Source organism: Bacillus cereus group sp. Bce041 (genome assembly GCF_052646455.1).
In genome coordinates, this window is the sequence record NZ_JBQXON010000005.1 from 131,619 (window position 1) to 152,766 (window position 21,148).

Here is a 21,148-nt window from a genome sequence, read left to right on the forward strand (position 1 = left end):
GCATATGTTCTTGATTGTAGCAGGAGTAAATACGAATAAACAGTCTATTTCGAACTTGATTTACATGATATAATTAAGTTAGGAAGAGATAATTATTTTTATTTCTCCCCCCTCTCATTCACTTCAATTACCAAAGCAATATTATTAAATAAAATTTGGTTCCTCCAACATTATATAAAAGTACAGAATAAGCATATTTATTGTATAAGTGAATATCTTATTGCAGGGGCAATCTTTATTTAGATGGAGGAGTCTGCATGGGATACTTTATTACTGTAGAGCCAGGTGTAAGAATAAATGTAGAAGATGTAAACCCCAAGGGAAATAAAACAATTGTATTTATACATGGATGGCCTTTAAACCATAAGCAGTTTGAATATCAATTTAATATTCTTCCTGCGATGGGATATCGATGTATAGGCATTGACTGGAGAGGCTACGGTGATTCCGATAAACCATTCAGTGGTTACAATTTCGATAGATTGGCAGATGATATACGTGTAGTAATTGAGACGTTACAGTTAAGAGATTTCACACTTGCAGGCCACTCCACAGGGGGAGCAATTTCCATTCGATATATGGCTCGACATCAAAGTTTTGGCGTATCCAAACTAGTCCTTATAGACGCTGCATCTCCTACCAGTGTTGAAAAAGAAGTGGCCAATAAGTTTATTACAGAAACACTTAATGATCGTCCTAAAATGCTGCAAGGTGTAACAGACCTCTTTTTCTTCCAGAAAATCACTGAACCATTCTCAGACTGGTTCTTTCAACTAGGATTACAGGCCGCTAGTTGGGCGACAGCCGCGATCATGACCTCATTAAGAGATGAAAATGTATACAATGACCTTAACAAAATATTTGTACCTACGTTAATTATTCATGGTATCCATGATAAAATCGTTCCCTTTACCAAAGGTCAAGAAACAAAAAAACTAATAGCAAACTCACAACTTGTACCATTTCAATACAGTGGTCATGGCCCATTTTGGGAAGAGCGTGATAAGTTTAACCAGCTATTAATACAATTTATTGGATAATAGAACACTCTAGATAACAGTACTTGAATTGAATAATGCATTTAAAAAGAACGTACATTTTAGACATATCTATTATATACGTTCTTTTAATTTTTCTATTTTTATTTACATGTGAAACACTTTTCAACGACTTCCCTAGCGTTCAACATGATACGAAGTAAAATAATTGAAATTATGGTAAATAAGAATCTTTCTTTTTTATCAAATATAATTTAGTATACTTATATTTAAAGAAATTATTAATGATAGATAAAGAAAGGAATATAGAGAGTGAAAAAATTATTTCAGACAAAAAAATTGTTAATATCAGTTCTAACATTAACCATAGTAGTCAGTCTTTATTTTGTTCTGCAATCCACTACTTCACTTGCAAAAGATATAGAAAATCAAGACAATCCAATTCAACTTGTAAGTGAACAACCAAATGTGGAGTTAAGAAAAACAGTTCCAAATCAGTTTAATGGTCAAGTAAGAAAAGTGGCATATCTTACATTTGATGACGGACCAGGAAAGTATACAGCCGAGCTTTTAGACATATTGAAACAACATAACGTTAAAGCAACATTTTTCTTAACTGGTAATCCTGTAAAAAAATATCCTGATTTAGTAAAACGGGAAAAAATCGAAGGACATTACGTTGGTATGCACAGCATGACACATGATTTCAAAAAATTATATACAAATGGTGACTATGTAAATGAAATGAAAGCAAACCAAAGTTTAATAGCTGACCTTATTGGTGAAAAACCACAATTAACAAGACCTCCATATGGTTCCATGCCTGGATTAAACGAAAAACTTCGTAATAAAGTTGTAGAAAATGACTTTAAAGTATGGGATTGGACAATTGACTCTTTAGATTGGAATTATAATAACGTGCCAGTAGACATTGCTTCCAAAAACATTGCTCAAAATGTACTTACTAATGCAAATAAGTCCCAAGAAGTTATATTAATGCACGACATTCATCCTCAAGCTATTGCAGCCGTATCAGCCATTATAATAGGATTGAAGGAAAAAGGGTATGAATTTGAGGCGTATCACGAAAGCAATCACTTCCCTTTAAATTTTTGGCAAGATCCACGCATTTAACTTTTAACGAAAATTATGTTGTATTTAAAAATGTTATAAAGACTCACTAGTACTCTAAGAAACTCTAAAAGCCTCTGACTTATTCATTCATACATTGCCAGGAGCTTTGTAATTTTTCTGGAGTTTTTTAATAGAACTAGTTTTCTAAATTTTAAGTATCATCCAACCACATTCACCTATTTTTTTAGCAATAGGTGAAATCTTCAAAATCTACTTTTATGTTGTTCGCCAATAATAAGCAAATAAAATCATCACGGCACCTAAAATAGCACAAATCATATACATAAATGAATATGAAGAAAAATCAGCTATTGGTCCCATTATAACACTACCTAGCGAAACACCTAAATCAGCCATGGCAATAAATAAACCAATTAACACATTACGACTCTTTTCAGGCAAGACAAACGTTAAATACGTTGTTAATGTAGGATAGAGAAGCGCCTGAGGTATGCCCATTAATATTGCACCCATATAGAAAAAAAATGCTCCACCCGTTATTGAAAAGCTTACACACTGTGCAGCTATTGCTAATATAAGCATAGTCCCCATAACAAAGGACGCATGCCATTTACCATCTGAAGGAATCTTTTTTCTTAAATAAAAACGAACGAAGACAACAGTAGCTGCTTGAATCATTAGATAAATTCCAGCATTACCACTTTTTAATTGTGTAGCGTATAGTGGTATAAAGGTTGTTATAGCTCCAAATACAATTGAAGAAACTAACATTAACACACTGCATTTAAATAAAATTGGATTTTTTACTAACTGTTTAAAAGATTTAAAGATACTTACTTCTTGCTCAGTACTATCTGAAACAGGGTGACTCTTTATTTTTTTCATTTTATCACTATAGCCAAACATCGCTGTAGAGATAGCAATCATTATTAGTACCACTATAAAATAATCCATTCCCCCAGCCTCCCAGATACTGTATGCCACTACGGGCCCAATAATCCCTGGCATGTTAGCAAATAAAGAGTAAAGTGAAATTCCCTGAGAGCGATCCTTATCTGGCAGTGCATCAATTATACCCATCTGTAATGCCATTGAGAAAAAAGCTGTTGAAACTCCTTGTAAAATACGTGCAATAAAAAATCCACTTAACCCTGTAACAGTATACAGTATTAAAGCAAAACCATTGAGAATGAGAATAATACGTAACACCTTTAACGGACCGTGCTTTTGAATAATATGACCTGCCCACGGGCGAAAGAACATAGTTGTAAATAAATATCCGCCCATAATCAAACCAATTGTTGTATTGTTTGCCCCTAATATTCCACCTTGTAGAGGAATAATAACGTTTAATATAGCATTCGCACTAAAATAAAGAAAAACTAATATATACAAGCGTAAAAAAGGCCAAGACATAGCTCCATTCACAATTTCTCCTCCTAATTCTATAACTTTGAATATCACAAGGCATTAATTTTAAAGTGTAAATATATTAATTAAATGTTTCTATCGTTAATAACGTTAAAACGTTACTACCATCTCTAGTAATTTCCTTGCATATTCTGACCGAACACCTTTTAATTGTTCAATCTCAGCTATTTCTTCAATCTGGCCATCCTTAAAGATTATAATTCTATCGCATATGTAGGCTGCAGCCTGAATATCATGAGTTATAAATATATAACTCATGTTATAAATCCTTCTCAATTTGTTTAATAAATCAAGTACTTGTTTTTGAACAGATACATCTAAAGAGCTAATTGCTTCATCTAATAAAATGCATTTTGGCTCTGTTGAAATAGCTCTTGCAATACATACCCTCTGAATCTCTCCTCCTGATAACTCATGCGGATATTTCTTTCTATACAATGGATTTAATCCAACTTGAATTAATAAACTATCAATTTTGCTATTGTATTCTTTTCGATTCTTTTTTTGAGTTTTTAATGGCTCCATAATGGCTTCTTCAACAGTAAAAAACGGATTAATGGAAGAAGTATAATCTTGAAAGACAGCGCTCACATTACCTAGATTTACTTTTCTGCTCTCCGCACGCTTCCCCTCAAATAAAACTGTTCCACGATCAGGTTTTTCTATTCCTAATATCAAACGTCCTAACGTTGATTTTCCACTGCCGCTTTCTCCGATAATACCGAGACATTCACCATTCTTACATTCAAAACTAACTTCTTTTAAGATTTTCTGTTTTTCTTTAGAAAATAATCCGCCTTTATTATAGGATTTATCAACGCGATTAACTTTCAACAATTAGAACTCCTCCCCACTATTTTCTTAAAATTATTACTTAGTGCTAATCTAGTAGCTACTAAATATCTTGTATATTCATGTTGCGCTTCTGAAAAGATAGTTTGGGTATTTCCCTTTTCAATGACTCTCCCATCTTTCATTACTAAAACGTTATCAGCAATTTTTTTTACAATCCCTAAGTCGTGGGAAACAAAGATCATTGAACACCCCATTCTTTCTTTTAATTTAATAAATTGTTCAATGACCTCAAATTGCGAAATTGTATCTAGTGCTGTAGTCGGTTCATCGGCAATAATAACATCAGGTTCTAATACTAATGCCAACGCAATCATAATTCTCTGTAACATCCCACCGGATAGCTGATGTGGATACTTATTCATAATCTCTATTGGATCTTTTAACATGACGCTTTCCATGGCATGTTTCATTTCTTTCTCTATTTTGCTATTATTCCACCCAAAATGTTGAGCAAGTGTCTCTCTTAAATGGGTACCAATTACACATGAAGGATCAAATGCCCCCATGCCATTTTGTAGAATCATACAAAGTTGTTTTCCCCGTTTCTTTCTCATCTCTTTCTCAGAAAAGCTATTTAAATTTTCTCCTTTAAATACAATATCTCCTGATTGGTGAATCCAAGATTTATTCAATCTCATAATTGAACGACAAGTTACAGACTTGCCACTGCCACTTTCTCCTACGATTGCCAAACAGCTTCCGTATTTTAAATGAAACGAGACATTATCAATAATTACTCTACCGGTGTTGTTGTCCCAAGTTCTCAAGTTTTTAACTTCTAACAGGTTCATAAATTTATTTTGCCACCTCTTTTTCTTTGAACTTATTTTCAAAAGTATTCCCGTTTTCTTGAGCATGATGATTAGAAGCTCTTAATGTCGGATCTAAAGCAACCTGGAGTGCATCCGATAAAAAATTAAAAGCCGTTACGACAATAATAATAGCTAAACCAGGTGCTAACATTAACTCTGGTTTTGAAAACATAATCTTTCTTGCCTCATTTAACATCATTCCCCATTCAGCATTTGGAGCTTGAACTCCTAAACCTAAGAATGAAAAACCAGATATTTGTAAAATCATTGAGCCAATAGAACTACTTGAAATAACTACTATATTAGGCACTGTAACAGGAACAATATGCTTACATATAATTTGTATATCACTTATACCCAATGCTTTAGCAAACTTCACATAGTTTAACTCCGAATACTGCATAACAAATGTTCTGATTACTCGAGCAAACCATGCCCATTTAATTAAAAGAAACGCAATTAATATATTCTTAAAGCCCACACCTAGAATCCCCACAACTGCCAATGCCATAACGTACCCTGGAAAAGAAAGCATAATATCACAAACCCTCATAATAAAAGCATCTACTCGCCCTCTAGAGTAACCGGCTATAAACCCTAAAATAGTTCCAATTAAAACAATTATTAATAGCACAACTAAAACCCATAGAATGCTAGGACGAATTCCATAAATCAATCTAGATAAAACACATCTACCTAAGTGATCATTACCCAGTAGATATTCCCACGATGGGCTTGCATACCGAAGATTCATATTTACTCCTTCAGGATCATGTGGTGCAAGTAAAGGTGCAAAAATACCAGCAACAATTGTCATAACAATGACTACTAAAGAAATAATAGCTAACTTATCTTTACTTAAAGCTTTTAATATTTTCATTTAGAGATCATTCCTTAATTTAGGATTCATTACAGCATTTATAATGTCAGAAAGCATATTAAACATCACAAAAGCTACTGCCAGTATGAGAACATACGCTTGAATAACCGGTAAATCTCTACTTAAAATAGCTTTAACACTCAGACTTCCTAACCCTGGCCATGCAAACACATTTTCTATCACTACCGTGCTTCCTAATATTATAGGTATAGACATACAAAATATCGAAGTGACAACTTGCAAAGAATTTCTTAAAACATGTATAGTAATTTGTCTCTCTGTTAAGCCGCAAGCTTTCCCATACAGTACGTAATCTTCATTTAAATTACTTAACACTGAGCTTCTAACAATTCGAAAGTAAATGCCTGCATAACTTATTGTAATAACAAGAACCGGAAGAAAATAACTTTTATATGAATCCATCCCGCTTGTTGGTAGAAAATCTAATTTCACGGAAAAATACCAAATCATAATAGCAGCAAGCAGGTATGGCGGCATTGCTGTTAGAAAAAATAAAATCCCTCTTATTGATTTATCAATTCCCCTGCCTTCTTTCATTGCACAGATAACTCCTAATACTATTGAAAAAATAATAATAGAAACAGATGACACTACGGTTAGTTTTAATGTATTAAGAAAAGCAGGTCCTAATAATGACCAAACTGGTTTTCCTGTAACGTATGAGTTCCCAAACTCTAATTGCAAGCAAGGAATGGTCCAATGTAAATATTGTTCTATTAATGGTTTATCCATACCTAAATTCTCTTTCGTTTGCGCAATTAATTCATTTGTTATTTCTGGAGTATCTTGCGCACGTAATACCACTTCTGCTGGATCTAAAGGGGAAAGATGAATGAAAAAAAACGTTGCCAATGAAATAACTAAAAGTACAGGAATCGATATTAATAGCCTTTTAATGATATAGCTTCCCATAGAAACTCTCCTTTGAATAAAAAATTAACCAATAAAAAGGGGGAATCCCCCTTTTTACTCCTATTTAAAGTTCATTCTTTCAAATGGTAACTCATATTGTGTTTGCTTAAATGAGATGCCTTTTAAGTTTTTAGGAGCAACTACAGTAACACGTCCATATGATATTGGAATAAAGACTGCTTCATCATGAACAGTTTTTAAAATATCCGCATACAATGATTTCTGTGCTTCCTCATTCGTAGATACCATAACCTCAGCAATTTTATTGTAAAGCTGGTCTGCCTCTGCAATACCACTTGTAGTGTGCAAATAAGAAGCATTGGAAGTAAAAGCAGCTATTGTACTTTGCGGATCATACGCCAGTCCCCATGTTTGATTAAATAATAAGTCATAGTCCCCAGTTGACCTTCTATTAGCGATTGAAGTTGATTCTTCACCAATAATTTTTAATTGCATACCTATACTTTTTAACGAACTTTGGATAAACTCAGCCTCTGCTTTTTGAGAAGGTGAATTACTATCATAATAAAGGTTCATTTCTAGTTTTTTACCGTCTTTCGTTCTAACGACAGCATCACCTTCCAATTTCCATCCAGCTTCTTTTAAAATTCCCTTTGCTCTTTCTAAGTCATAGCCACGCTTCTTCAATGGAACATTTGCGTAATTAACATTAGAAGAAAATAGCGTATGAGCTACCGTTTCCGTATTATTTAAAATATCCTTAGTAATTGTTTCTCTATCAATAGAGTACCAAATGGCCTCACGAATGGCCTTTTCACTTACTAGATTATCAGTTTTACTACTATTAGCCACAATCATCTTCGTATTCATTGCTTCACTTCTGGTAATTTGATATTTACCAGAATCAATCAATTGATTCATTGCCTCGATATCGATACTATCTGCACCTCTATCATCTGTGAAAGCAAAATTAACTTCTCCTTTTTGTAATGCTAAAAATGTTGTTTCCCCTGCTGGCAGAACTTTTGAAGTAATCTTCTTAATTTTAGGTGAGCCACCCCAATAGTTTTCATTCGCTTTAAAAGTTGCAGATTCATCAGTTTTATGTTGATCGAGAATATATGGACCTGTACCGTTATAGCCATTTACGCCACTTTTTGTGCCGCCATTAATAAAATTTTTAGGCGATATAAATACATAAGGTCTAGTCATAGATAATTCAACTAGCGTTGGATAATATGCTTCTGATAGTACTAATTCAATTGTATATTCATCTATCACATTACAAGCTACTATTTTTGTTGATAGTTTAATCCAAGAATGCTTTTGTGCATTATCTTGTACAGCATCAATATTTTTCTTCACTGCTTCTGCATTAAATGGTTCACCATCATGAAATTTCACATCTTTTCTTAGATGAAAAGTATATATTTTTCCATCTTTTGATATCTCCCATGATTTAGCAAGTAGAGGCTTAATGCCTTCTTTAGTATTTTCAACTAATGATTCATATAGCATGCCTTGAGCAGACATGGAACCTGTATATAAATGCGGATTCATATCATTAATATCTTTAGATACTGCATAAGTTAATGTGTTTTTGTCACTTGTTGAAATATCACTTTTCTTCCTGCTATCTGAGCTTTTTAACATTGCAAAGCAGGCAGCTAGAACGCATAAGAAAAGAAAAACTAGAGTCATGATTTTAAATCTTTTAGTCAACAAATTTTTTCCTCCTTTTGTTCTTCTTCATTTTGATATAATTTACTTCTGTTGTTTAATGATGTTAGCTGTTTCAAATATATTAAAGCATTAATTGAAAACAGTAATCATTACGATTTATACATTATAGTAAGATGAAGTTTATTCCGCTATTTTCTCTCTACTATCTTTTTCTTTTTCTATTTCACTACATATCATATTTATATCCTCATCGAAACTTTGAACATAATATGCATTCGATAATAATTTCCCTTTACAAGATTGAGCAATTTTTTCAATTTTATTCTCATAAATTTTAATAAATTTATCAATCGTTGGACAATGTACACCTAAATAATTTGCAATTCCTTGTATTATTTTAATACGATAATAGTCTTCCTTTGGCATTCTAGGAATATCCCAATACCCTAAACTGTTGACGAATATTTTTCCAAACGGAACAGCAGAAAAATCAAAATATCCCCCTTCCTTATCCGGCTCAGAAAAAGGATCAATTAATAGTGAAGTATAACGAATATATAATAAATATTCTTGATGGATGTTTTCTAAATGATTAAAGTTTTCAATATCTTGCCGAGATAGACTTTCCAGTCTTACTGGATAATTATCATCTGTCATAAATTGCAACAAATTAAGTCTTTTAATCTTCAGTTTTTCTAAAACATTCATTATTTCCTTCCATTGAGCCAACATATCACGTATTAAATATTGTGTAATTGGACCCTCAGGATAAATTTTATACACAAATTTTTGTACATCTAATTCTCCAAATATCGCACTTAAAGAAAAGTCATTCATAAATAATGGTGGATGAACATATAAAGAAATATTTCTCGTTTCCGCCTCAAATGGAGATTTCATGACTTCAAGAGTAATTTCTAATTGTTTATACACCTTACAGAGTATATCTATATTTTCAGATGGATACTCCGTCGATCCTATATAAATTTTTTTCTTAACTGCTGTTGTCAAAACATGATTAGAAGGGCTGCCTTGTATCCATCGTGTATCCCCATAATATGTAGAAAAACTAATAACTTCTGCTTCTGGATTAATACTGTTCATATAATTACTTATTAGGCTGTTTGAACCAAAAGTCGGAGAAATTAAAACAATACACCTTACTTGTTTCAAAAAAACTTGATCAATCTTCTTTATTACTTCAATATACGCATCCGCTGTTACAGAGAAAATTATGGTATCCCAATTACCTTTAATCGTTTCATATCCTTTAAAAACTTGATCGACGAAGCAAACACCTTCCATATTTCGATGTTTTTCATTTTGAATACTTACACGAACTAGATGATTACTTTGCTTAATAGTTGAAAAAACCTCCTCTGAACGAGCAGATTCTCTTCCAGCAATCCCCACATCACTATTCAATTGTTTTTTTAAAGTTACAGCAAGCTGAATCGCAGTAGGGCCAGTTCCTAATACTAAAACACGCTTAAAAGTATTCATAAAACCCTCCCTTTCTCGTAAGTACGTAAGTTATACCTTTCTATACAACTCAATATCAAACACATCATCCGGACGCAATATATCATCAATTTTATTCCATTTTTGTTTATCAACTTCCTTCGAAGGATAATTAAATAGAGACTTTAACTGATCACCATATCGTATAGCTACCACTACATTATCATTTGTTAACGTATGTAATTGCTCTAGTATGTTATATTTCTCTTTAACGGTTGAACTACAAATGATATGCGTCGCGTCTTTTGTAAAATCAAGATTTTCTACTGATACTTTTTCCAATCTAATATTTAATCCTGTACCTAGTCTTTCTACAACGCCTAATCCAAGTTCAATAGCTTCATCATCAATATCTATGCCAACAACCTCCGCTCCAGTCCTCTTAGCAATTAATAATGGTGTCATTGGAAATGAACCTGATCCTACTAGTAATACTTTTGAATTAGAAGTGATTTGAAAACTACCAAATTCCTTTGCAATACATGATTCAATATTCTTAAAATAATCTGTCATTTCAACAACCCCACTTAGCAGTTTCAATGCACGATATTTTTCCATAATAGCTACACAACGTGATGATTTTTCTCTTAAAGATACTATAAGTTGGTTCAAATCACAGTTTTCTTGTTGCTGCAATTTCTCCCACATTTCTTGATTCCTTGTGTTTACAATGAAGTTTGAGTACTCATCTATCAAGCTCTCTAACTCCAAATAATTATTGATGGTGTGATCATATTTCTCTGACAAAGTTTTAAACTTCTCTAAATAATCATTCAAAAACATCAAAAAGACATCCAAATCATTCATTCCTTTTTCTCTCCAATACAATGTAATAGTTAAACCGTTATAAAAGCTTTTCCTTGTGCTACTATCCCGACACCCCCTTCAATTTTAAGACTTGTTACCTCTTCTTTATGACATTTGGAAAAAACAGTAATAGTTCCACCAGGCTGTTTTACATGTGCAACCACCTCCTCTTGATTTTTCCAAGCTAAATAAGCTCCTAAAGTGGCAGTACCTGAACCGCATCCTCGTTCCCACACCATACTATTAAGGTGTGGAACATAGATTAGTGGTTCTAATTCATTAGAGTTTGATTTATACAATAGGATACCTATCAATTTAGTATCTAAAGTTAATGCCATTGATTTGGCTAATGTTTGGGCTTTCTTTCTCATCCCTCCACTTATTGCCTCTACTTCTATTACAACATGGATAGAATCATGATAATTTACCATAACAATGTCCAAATCATTTCCTTCATGCTTTATAGTTTTCTGTTCTATCTCTTTAGGAATAGGCATTGTAATTTGGCAATAATATTCCTCTAACTCTCTTCTCACCTGACACACTATGAGTTCGTCTGTTCCTGAAACTTCTAATAATACTTCTGTTAAATTGCTATGTTGCGGTACTTTTTTAGATGTTATAAAAGCCGCTAATGCCATACAGGCGTTCCCGCAAAACTCTCCCCCAGCCATTTGTAAGTGTGCATCTGCCTCATACCTTGTAGATTCCTCTATGAATCCTACTTGTTCTGCATACACGTTGTCATAAGACATAATTTTTGTTGCAATCATCTTATGTTCTGTAACTGGATGATTAGTATTTACAAGAATCGTCATATTTTGAGTTGGATTACATTTTATAAACTCTATCTCCTGAATCATCACAACTATCCTTTACAATGTTTTTTTATTTTCTTCGCCTGATGTAAAACGTAATTATTACGATTTACATTACATGAGATAGATTATATCATAACGTTTGATGGCGTCAATACAAATTTTATTCTTTTTAAACTATTTCTTTTTGGATTTAAAAGCAATACTTTATACGTATTCGTATTTTAGATTCAACTACATTTCAACTCCCATATAAATGTAACTGAAAAAATGTAATAACTCTATCCTTAAAAATCTATGCAAAATCACAAATACGATGCAAAAGCTAAATATGAAATAGCGCATACATGCAGTTGTAGTGTTAATACGTATGGGAGAACTTAAATGATAGATGTAAGGTATGGATATTTTCCCTACTTTTTTCTTTACTCTTTGTAAATGAAGTATAGTATATAAAATTTAACTATATAAACATCACATACACACGTTTATATAGGTACGATATATACCAATTAATCTGTATACGTACAATTCTCTTTTTTGGATATGGTGACCCGAATTAGTTTTTCGACATCTCCACTTGTTAATTTTTTATTTATCTTCTTTTAACTCATATCTTCATTGTTCATTAGGTTCAGGGGTTGCTTTTTTCATCTTTACTTTTCGAAAATCCTCTGTTTCCACGATTTCATTTCTAATTGATCTACTGTTAATCATAATTTTTTAAGTTAGAAACAAAACTCATCCCGTTATCCTTTTTGAAAATATTAATTTTAAATCCCTTTTAGATTTGAGATAATACTTTATGATTTAAGGATTTCTTTACGTACCTGAGAATGAGTACAAATAAACTGCTCAATCATTTGATTTAACTCTGTAGCCGCTTTAGTCGGTATTTGATGTTTTGCACCCGTAATAAATCTTAATTCATTACATGGTAATTCTTCATGTAGTAAGTTTGCATGACTATAAAAAGTTTTGTCATTTTGGCCATAAACCAATAACATAGGTAGATGAATGTTTTTAAGGCGATTCGTACAATTATAGTGCAAACTATAGCGATAATATTGTTCAATATTTTTTGCATTACCTTTCCGAGCTTCTCGAAACATTTTTTTAAATAATTTTTTTGTATTAGAATTCCCCCACGAAATAGCAAATGCTAAAAATGAAATTGCCCTTACTTTCGCCAATTGAACACCAAGAGAAATCTTGTTTTTCAAATACCCTTTACGCACTTCTGACATTCCACCTATTAGAATCCCTCCTAAACAAGTTTCAGGATATGTTAATAAAAATTCCAGGGCAACTGAGCTTCCTGTTGAATACCCACAAACAAAAGACTTTTTTATTTCCAAGTAATCCAGTAGACTCTTCATATCTTTAGCAATTAGTGAATATGTAATTGGCTGACTTGAACTCTGACTGTTGCCATGTCCTCTAACATCAAAAGTGATTACTTTAAAATTTCTAGATAATTCTTCTATCTGATATTCAAAATTTTCACAGGTAAGTGTAGGTGGGTGAATAAAAATAATGGGAGTCCCTTCTCCTTTTACTATGTAGTAAAGGCTACATCCCTCTACCTCTAACTTTGGCATGTATTGAATCACCTCAACAATGTATAATCTGTTAATTAAAGCTACTGATTTTATAAATATTCCACCCTTAATAATTTGTATAAAAAGAAAGAAATATACTCACTTCCTATTGTGTTAAAGGATTCAATATTCATTTCTCTCTTCGTAAAACATAAAATGTTCAAAAAAATTCATTTTAATTAGCGAAACATTTTAGACAGATATATACTCGTTTCACTAGCCACTTTTGGAATAAAGCTTTTAATACTTTTTATTCCTGCATAGCTCCCCTTAACTCGCTCATACTATAACTGTAACTTAAAATCACAAATTATTACTCAGTGCGCGTTAGCTTCCTTTTTACTACACGTAGTTAGTTGAACTTTGTTGCATAAATTGAAGCTTATTAAACACTCTACACTTCTAATAAATATTGAGTAATAGAATATTATGGGATTACGTAAGTAATATGAAAAAGGTGAGTAATATGAAAAAACTTCTAACTTTGTGTGCCTTATTTTTAATTTTAGCGGGATGTTCAGAAAAAACACCTTCTTTTAAAAAGGATGAATTACAAGTTAAACACAAAGAGAACAAATGGACTCAAAATACAACACATTCATTACCAGAAAATAAACCTTTACAACCATCCCCCACTTCAGTCACTAAAAAAACCATTTTAAATGTGCCGCTTATATCGCAAAAGCCAGAACTAAAATATGGATGCGAAGTTACAAGCTTAGCGATGGTACTACAGCATGCAGGCATTAAGGTTGATAAAATGGATTTAGCTAACGAGATAAAAAAAGATACTACCCCACTGTCTACAAATAAAAGTGGAGACATCATTCAATGGGGAGATCCTAAAGAAGGTTTCGTTGGAGATATAACTGGAAAAAATAAGGGATACGCCGTCCACGTTCAACCGTTACAAGAATTAATGGAACGTTACCTACCAAATCGTACAGTAAACTTAACAGGAAAACCTTTTAATACTGTGTTAACTCAAATTAGGCTCGGTAAACCTGTGGTAGTATGGACTACAGGAGATTATCGCCTTCCAGATAGATGGGAATCTTGGAAACATGATACAAAAAAAATTACAGCTCCCTTAGACTTACACGCTGTTGTTATTGTGGGATTGGAGGACAAATACATTTATATCAATGACCCATTAACTGTGAAAAAAGCACATAAAGTAAGTCAAGATACCTTCATTCAATCGTGGGAAGCTTTAGGGAAACAAGCTTTATCCTATCGCTAATGCAAATTTGCTAAATATATAATACTTCTACTAGATTCCTGTTTGTATACAACAAATATAAATTGATTTGATGATAAATACATTTCATCTATAGAAGTACAAAATATAAAACACTCGTTAAACCGCTTTCATTTTGTATCTAAGCCTTTTTAGAATACGGACGACTCTTTTCTATCAACGATTTGTTATATTATTTTTCTGTATTCCGTTTTGATAATGTTGCACGAGATAGTTGTTAAGACGGTTATTAGTATAACAAGCGTCAAAGGCTGTTCCCGTGATGAACATTCCATCTTCACGATACCCTTTATGGTCTAAACAAGGAACTACATCGGCATCTACTTTATACAAATTTGAATAAAGATTAAATGCTTTCCTCTATTAACATTTTTAAACCAAAATTTGTATGCAAGGTCCTTTCAATTGCATCTCGAATTATTTTGAGTAATATGACCATTAGATTATAAAAAAATCAATACCATTTAAGAAATGAATATTCATTTCTTGAATCATTTTTTCATCACACTAAATTAAGTGTTACGTTCTTTTTTGAAACGCAGAAACACCATTTTCCATATAATATTTTATTAAAAATAACTAGACACTATAATTATGGTTTGAAGTATAACATTTCCATAAATCTTTTATTAACCTATAAACTTACACCCCAAAATAGTAGCAACTACTACTTTAAAAATTAATAAACTTTTGTGACACCCTACAAATCCCTTTTACCGAATTCCCCAAAATGGATTTTCAAAATTAGGGAACTATAATGTGTATTAAAATAACTTAAGGGGGATAAAAAGTGGACAAGGAAATGAATTATGGAAGTGATTACAAGTTTATTCCGGCAACTTCAATTGAAAGTGGTCACGGCCTCGAAGTATTACCTGATTTATTTTGCTACACGATTCAAATCGTCAACATATGTTTTGTTGGGAATCCGCATACCGATGATTTTGTTTTAGTGGATGCTGGAATGCCTAAGTGTGCAAATGAAATTATCTCTGTTACTGAGAAGCGATTTGGTACAAATAGCCGTCCAAAAGCAATTATTTTAACTCACGGGCATTTTGATCATGTTGGAGGAATAATCGAACTCATTAAGTATTGGAATGTTCCAGTCTATGCCCATCAAATGGAGATACCGTTCTTGACTGGACAACAAAGCTATCCTGAACCAGATCCAACAGTTGAAGGTGGTATGGTAGCGAAAATGTCTCCCCTGTTCCCTAATGAACCGATTGATTTAGGAAGTAGCGTAAAAGCACTACCTACCGATGGAACTGTTCCTCATATGCCAGAGTTTAGATGGATTCATACACCAGGGCATACTCCTGGGCATATTTCATTATTTCGAGAAAAAGACCGAACTTTAATTGCTGGGGACGCTTTTGTTACAGTGAAACAGGAATATCTATATAAAGTATTTACTCAGGAACAGGAAATAAGCGGTCCCCCTCGTTATTTAACAACAGACTGGAAAACCGCTAAAGAATCAGTCATTAAATTAGAAGAAGTAAAGCCTCTAGTCGCTATTACTGGACATGGGATACCAATGTCCGGTGAATTGCTATCAACAAGCCTCAGAACACTCGTTCAAGAATTTGATAAAATCGCTGTACCCGATTATGGAAAATATGTAGACAAAAAGATACATTAAGCATGAAATTACTTTGTTTATCTTTTCAGATTAATGAATCAAAATATAATACAAAATTATCATTCAAAAGGTTTTAAACTTAATCTGTTAAAAAATTGAATGTTGGCAATCTCTATATCCTAAGAATAGAACTACTCTTTTGGAATAAAAAGCAAGCTTTCGCACACACTATCTTTAATAAAGTCTGCTTCTTACCCAGGCTTTATTTCTTACCATTAAAGAGCAGTCATATAAATAACTGCTCTTTTTAATTTTTTGTATAAGCTTAAAATTTTTTCATACTATACTTAACCCATGAAATAGTTATACTCCTTACATTCATGGATGTAACTTTCTCGCTGCAGTTAGCTTTTGCTAGCTACTTTTTTATTGATAGTTTTTTAAACTCATACAAACTCTATATTTTTAACCATATCCCAAAATTCAAACCTTTTAACTTGGCTTCTAAAAAGGTTTTTATGAAAGTTATTAAGATGTTGTGACAGAAATAAAAAATTAGCGTAGATAGATTAATGACAAACTGGATTCCATTATCTCATCTTGTATATTTCATAGAAATGATGGAATTAATTCAATGTTAGAGTCTTTAGGATGAACATGGAGATATTTCAATATTGAATAGTTATAACGTAAATTTTAAAAAATGAAAATATAATACTTATTTTTATCAAAGTTTCTTTTAAGTACAGTATGATTAAATTTTATTTCAAAGTTTTTAGTTTCAAAAAATCCGATAAACTTACTATATTATTGACTTTCGTTCTCGGTTTGCTACTCCTGAACCATTGTAAACAAAGTATAAAAATTAGAACAATATCAATAAGATCCCCACCATAATACATAAGCACGCTCCCAATTTCAGCTTGTGCAGTGACTACACCAGCAGGCGGATGAGTATATATGTATTTTGATAATATCCCATGACCAGCTGATGCAACTATTAAAATAATTGATCGGTATATATAACTATACCTATGGGATATTGGATCAATATAAATCATTGATGTGGTAAACAGGTATCCTGCAATAAAAACATGGAAATGTATGAACAAATGAAGAAGTATACTTTTGTGCATCATCGAGTATAAGTTAGTCGTATAGAGAATCCATAATCCTCCTAGATTAAGCAAGGTTGCGATAATTGGATGAGTAAGGATTTTTAAAGGCTTACTCTTTAGTACACTTGAAACACGTCGCGCTGCTTTCACATTGAGCGTTCGTAAAAAAAGAGTCATCGGAGCTGCTAATGCTATAAAAATTGGAGCAAACATCCCAAGGAGCAAATGCACAAGCATATGTATTTTGAAGTCATTATGAGCACGATGAGCTAAAGGTCCAATAACTGCTATTGCTACACAAATAAGCCCTAAAACCCAGAAGACACTTCGATATAACGGCCATCGTTTGTAATGACAATTTGATAATACCGTCGATACAATATAAATTATTAATATAATTAAAATGAATACGAATAACAAAAAATCCAATAAACTCCATATTTCGTGATGAAGATGGTTATTGTTCATCTAAACTTTTCCCTCTCAATAATCTTTCATCGGTTCTTGTCTGAAAAACTAGTAGAATTCCAATTAAGAGCATTACAGCCGCAATTATATTCCATATTACGTCGTAGATAAGAACATTATCTACGTATCGAATCTGATGTATTTTCATTAGTTTATGTTGAATTATACCGTCATATAATTGAAATCCACCACTACCAAGCATTAACCCGCTCCACCATCTTTTCAACCAAAATGCATTTCTACGGCGAAGATCAGCAACCATAAACAAGGAACCAATCGTTGCAAACCAACTAAAAGCATGAAAAAGACCATCTGAAATCAATCCAATATCTGTTGTAGATTTATCATAGAAATGGTGCCAATGTAGCAGTTGATGAAAAATAGTTTCATCTATAAAAGCTACTAACCCTAGGCCAAACAAGATACCTGACCATAGATTACGGGTCAAATAAACAGAAGAGGTTAAATAGCTTGTATTATCGGTTTTAGTAACCATTAAATCCTACCCTTTCCACTAATGTATATTCTTATTTTTCCCAAAAGAAAAACGTGCTAAACATACTTAGCGCCAAAGGAAACTAATGTTCAGTTAGAAATATCGTATAGATACTTATTCTCTAGCATATTTAATATTTGTTTAAAACTCCCTAAAAAACTTTAAGAAGTTCACCATTCTAAAATAGCGTTAGTATAATTTCTTTAGTATTTTCGAATGAATCTATATTTTTATCCTTTAATCAATTTATTAACAATGGAAATTACCATTTAGTCTTAACTATTTGATCCTGTATAAATAAACTATAGTTTTTCTCTAAAGGTAATTTCCATATCTTCATTTTAATATTGCATTTGTATTGCCTTTTGCACATTTTGAACATCATTTTTAATAGTTGCTTTAAATCGTAATCTGGATAGTAACCACGTTCGTACATACAGTTAAAAACCTGCACATGTAATTGTATAGCGCCATTTATTTGACGGGTTAAAACTTCTCTAAGTCGGGGTGTTGCAGTTTCAGTAATTGCTATTGCATAGTTTCGAACAGATGTCTTTGCTAATCCAAGTAAATCTCCAGCGTAAAATCCAGTGTCATCACGATACTGCTGCGATTGAAATCCAGGAGCATACGGATAAAACTGTACTAACTCTTGTAGATTGTTTTAGATGGCATTTATAGCTTTAATATATAACGATTGAAGTGCTTGATCAGGTACATTTCTAACTGACTTTTTTTATTTGATTAAACCGTTCGCTTGGAATGCTACTAATTCATGTAGATCCAATGTTTCATGCCAAGCTAACTGATTAGGATAAGACATATATGTTCCCCCTTAATATTCATTCATGCTACATTATGCAAAAAAATGTAAAAGGGGCCTATACTACATAAATTCATTTCAACCTAATTTATCATTACTTTCCATTTTCTATGTTAATCACCATAAAATAAACTTAATTCCTCTTCCCTACTTTTTTATATCCTTAATTTTAATTTTCAAAATGACTTCTTCGCCTTTACAATCTATAAATTTAATTTTTTCTTCCTTAAAAATCCCCACCATAATACATCCTTTCTCGTTTCGTTATAAACCATACTAGTTAGAAAATATAAATGTGAACATTGTACCTACATATTTTTTAAATTTTATAGTTACTTAATTTTATATATAATTAAAAATTAAGTAACTACATTGAAGGGGATTCTCCATTAAATCAATTTATTTTTATAGATTAAAAAATAATTATTTTAGCCGCGTTAGTCACCCATTCCTAAATAATTAATAGGCTATATATTATGACTTAGGAGGGATAAAAAGATGACTATACTTTATGATAAAGACTCTTTACAAAAAAATATTATTACCCTTCCACATTGGCAACGAGAAGCTTTCCGTTCTTTTAAATTAAAAATGACAGATAAAGATAAATTGTTTCCTTGTATACCAGCTCAACACGGCTTTACAGCAAATCACCTCAGGTACGGGTTCATTGGTGATCCTAGAGATACGAATACTAGCGAGGGTTTTGCTGCATTACTTAAAGAATATACTGAATGTTCTAGAGACACAGGTCAATACGCCTCACTTATTGTTTTTATTCATACACCAATAGATTTACTGCGAGAAACTACAGTTGAAGATTTTGAACATATTTATTGGTCTCTACTTAATACAACCAGTTGTTTGGACGAGATGGAATGGCCTACGCACATTCCAAATGACCCTATGGAGAATACTTGGGAATTTTGCTTTCATAATGAATCATATTTCGTTTACTGCGCTACACCCGCCCATGTCAATAGACAAAGTAGACATTTTTCATGTATGATGCTCGCTTTAACACCTAGATGGGTTTTACAGGGAGTTATGAATTCTGAGAAACGCAGTCGAAAACTAAAAGACGTAATACGCCAACGTCTAGCCGCTTATGACAAAGCTCCTATTCATCCCTCTCTTAAAGATTATGGTGAAAAAGATAATTATGAATGGCAGCAATATTTTTTACGTGATGATGAAACCGTCCCATCCAAGTGTCCATTTTCTCGAATCATAAAATACTTTCATAAAAATAAGTAATTCACTCCGTTTTTTATTATTTAGTTGTACAAACTTTAACCACTGAATAGATTTAATATAGATCAAATTTAGTGGGAGGAGCATATTATACGTGGGCATATTTTTAAGCTATGTTTTCTTAGGTTTATCATTATCTGCTCCAATGGGACCTATAAATGCTGCGCAGCTAGAAAAAGGTATTAGGAGTGGGTTTTTTCACGCTTGGATTCTTGGCATAGGAGCCTTACTTGCAGATGTTATCTACATGGCACTTATTTATTTAGGTGTAATTCATTTCCTCGAAAAAGATATTATAAAACTTTTCTTATGGTCTTTCGGAGCTTTTGTTTTAATCTATACAGGCATTGAAAGTTTAAAAAATGCGAATCAAATTAGTATTAGTAATACTAGAAATGATGATTCAATTATTAAAAGCTTTTTTTCTGGTTTTTTTATGTCTTTATCGAATCCATTGACAATTCTATTTTGGCTTGGAATTTTCGGCTCTATATTAGCAAAAGCCGCTTCTTCCTATAATAAAGAGCAGCTTTTGTTATATAGCTTTGGTACTATTTTAGGTATTTTTATTTGGGATATTACAATGGCAAGTACTTCTAGTATATTTCGTAAAATTTTAAATACGCGTATATTGTCTCTTATAACAGTAATATCTGGAATATCACTTATTATTTATGGATTATATTTTGGTTTTCAAACTTACCAAATCATTTTTCAATAGCTTCTATTATTTAGTTGTTATATA

The 21,148-nt window shown here is 32.3% G+C and carries 18 protein-coding genes and 1 pseudogene; 6 read left to right on the plus strand and 13 right to left on the minus strand.

Annotated elements, in window-relative coordinates:
* The first annotated feature begins 257 nt into the window (after positions 1–257).
* Entirely contained in the window at positions 258–1,040 is a 783-nt protein-coding gene (locus ACUN13_RS17565; RefSeq protein WP_444877164.1) for an alpha/beta fold hydrolase, read from the plus strand.
* 270 nt (positions 1,041–1,310) lie between these two features.
* Complete coding sequence (locus ACUN13_RS17570; protein ID WP_257115461.1) at positions 1,311–2,132, plus strand: peptidoglycan-N-acetylglucosamine deacetylase; 822 nt, start codon at positions 1,311–1,313, stop codon at positions 2,130–2,132.
* Positions 2,133–2,348: 216 nt separating this feature from the next.
* Here ACUN13_RS17570 and cntE read toward each other — a convergent pair whose 3' ends face one another.
* The 10 genes from cntE to ACUN13_RS17620 form a co-directional block, all read right to left on the minus strand.
* Positions 2,349–3,521, minus strand: a complete 1,173-nt coding sequence (gene cntE, locus ACUN13_RS17575) for a staphylopine family metallophore export MFS transporter CntE (RefSeq protein WP_444877165.1) — start codon at positions 3,519–3,521, stop codon at positions 2,349–2,351.
* A gap of 93 nt (positions 3,522–3,614) precedes the next feature.
* Complete coding sequence (locus ACUN13_RS17580; RefSeq protein WP_257115462.1) at positions 3,615–4,361, minus strand: ABC transporter ATP-binding protein; 747 nt, start codon at positions 4,359–4,361, stop codon at positions 3,615–3,617.
* The gene (gene cntD, locus ACUN13_RS17585; RefSeq protein ID WP_257115463.1) at positions 4,355–5,170 is read right to left on the minus strand and encodes a staphylopine uptake ABC transporter ATP-binding protein CntD; all 816 of its coding nucleotides are present in this window, start codon (positions 5,168–5,170) and stop codon (positions 4,355–4,357) included. Before cntD ends, ACUN13_RS17580 begins: the two co-directional genes overlap by 7 nt.
* A 4-nt stretch (positions 5,171–5,174) precedes the next feature.
* Entirely contained in the window at positions 5,175–6,071 is an 897-nt protein-coding gene (gene cntC / locus ACUN13_RS17590) for a staphylopine uptake ABC transporter permease subunit CntC (RefSeq protein ID WP_257115464.1), read from the minus strand.
* Positions 6,072–7,004, minus strand: coding sequence for a nickel/cobalt ABC transporter permease (opp1B, locus tag ACUN13_RS17595; protein WP_063536762.1), 933 nt, complete (start codon positions 7,002–7,004; stop codon positions 6,072–6,074).
* Between the two features lie 60 nt (positions 7,005–7,064).
* Positions 7,065–8,666 carry a staphylopine-dependent metal ABC transporter substrate-binding lipoprotein gene (gene cntA, locus ACUN13_RS17600; RefSeq protein WP_428004119.1) on the minus strand — a complete coding sequence of 534 codons (1,602 nt, stop codon included), beginning with the start codon at positions 8,664–8,666 and terminating at the stop codon, positions 7,065–7,067.
* Positions 8,667–8,828: 162 nt separating this feature from the next.
* A complete protein-coding gene (locus tag ACUN13_RS17605; protein WP_257115465.1) occupies positions 8,829–10,151 on the minus strand; it encodes an opine metallophore biosynthesis dehydrogenase in 1,323 nt (440 codons plus the stop codon).
* 30 nt (positions 10,152–10,181) lie between these two features.
* Positions 10,182–10,976 (minus strand): class I SAM-dependent methyltransferase, encoded by a 795-nt coding sequence (locus tag ACUN13_RS17610; protein WP_063536764.1) that lies wholly within the window; start codon positions 10,974–10,976, stop codon positions 10,182–10,184.
* Positions 10,977–11,005: 29 nt separating this feature from the next.
* Positions 11,006–11,839, minus strand: coding sequence for a diaminopimelate epimerase (locus ACUN13_RS17615; protein WP_257115466.1), 834 nt, complete (start codon positions 11,837–11,839; stop codon positions 11,006–11,008).
* 758 nt (positions 11,840–12,597) lie between these two features.
* A complete protein-coding gene (locus ACUN13_RS17620; RefSeq protein WP_063536766.1) occupies positions 12,598–13,395 on the minus strand; it encodes an alpha/beta fold hydrolase in 798 nt (265 codons plus the stop codon).
* Between the two features lie 466 nt (positions 13,396–13,861).
* On the opposite strand from ACUN13_RS17620, the gene ACUN13_RS17625 reads away from it, so the two are divergent.
* Both ACUN13_RS17625 and ACUN13_RS17630 read left to right on the plus strand, forming a co-directional pair.
* The gene (locus ACUN13_RS17625) at positions 13,862–14,638 is read left to right on the plus strand and encodes a C39 family peptidase (RefSeq protein ID WP_063536767.1); all 777 of its coding nucleotides are present in this window, start codon (positions 13,862–13,864) and stop codon (positions 14,636–14,638) included.
* Positions 14,639–15,446: 808 nt separating this feature from the next.
* Positions 15,447–16,304 carry an MBL fold metallo-hydrolase gene (locus tag ACUN13_RS17630; RefSeq protein ID WP_063536768.1) on the plus strand — a complete coding sequence of 286 codons (858 nt, stop codon included), beginning with the start codon at positions 15,447–15,449 and terminating at the stop codon, positions 16,302–16,304.
* A gap of 701 nt (positions 16,305–17,005) precedes the next feature.
* Here the strand turns inward: ACUN13_RS17630 and ACUN13_RS17635 are convergent.
* From ACUN13_RS17635 to ACUN13_RS17645, 3 genes and pseudogenes are all read right to left on the minus strand, one after another.
* Positions 17,006–17,830: a cytochrome c oxidase assembly protein gene (locus ACUN13_RS17635; protein WP_257115467.1), complete on the minus strand. Its 825-nt coding sequence runs from the start codon at positions 17,828–17,830 to the stop codon at positions 17,006–17,008.
* Entirely contained in the window at positions 17,820–18,326 is a 507-nt protein-coding gene (locus tag ACUN13_RS17640) for a DUF2243 domain-containing protein (protein WP_257115468.1), read from the minus strand. Before ACUN13_RS17640 ends, ACUN13_RS17635 begins: the two co-directional genes overlap by 11 nt.
* Before the next feature lie 341 nt (positions 18,327–18,667).
* Positions 18,668–19,149, minus strand: a pseudogene (locus ACUN13_RS17645) (spore coat protein).
* A gap of 498 nt (positions 19,150–19,647) precedes the next feature.
* On the opposite strand from ACUN13_RS17645, the gene ACUN13_RS17650 reads away from it, so the two are divergent.
* Entirely contained in the window at positions 19,648–20,406 is a 759-nt protein-coding gene (locus ACUN13_RS17650; RefSeq protein WP_257115469.1) for a YqcI/YcgG family protein, read from the plus strand.
* A gap of 91 nt (positions 20,407–20,497) precedes the next feature.
* Positions 20,498–21,124, plus strand: coding sequence for a LysE family transporter (locus tag ACUN13_RS17655; RefSeq protein ID WP_000510848.1), 627 nt, complete (start codon positions 20,498–20,500; stop codon positions 21,122–21,124).
* Positions 21,125–21,148: the final 24 nt, after the last annotated feature.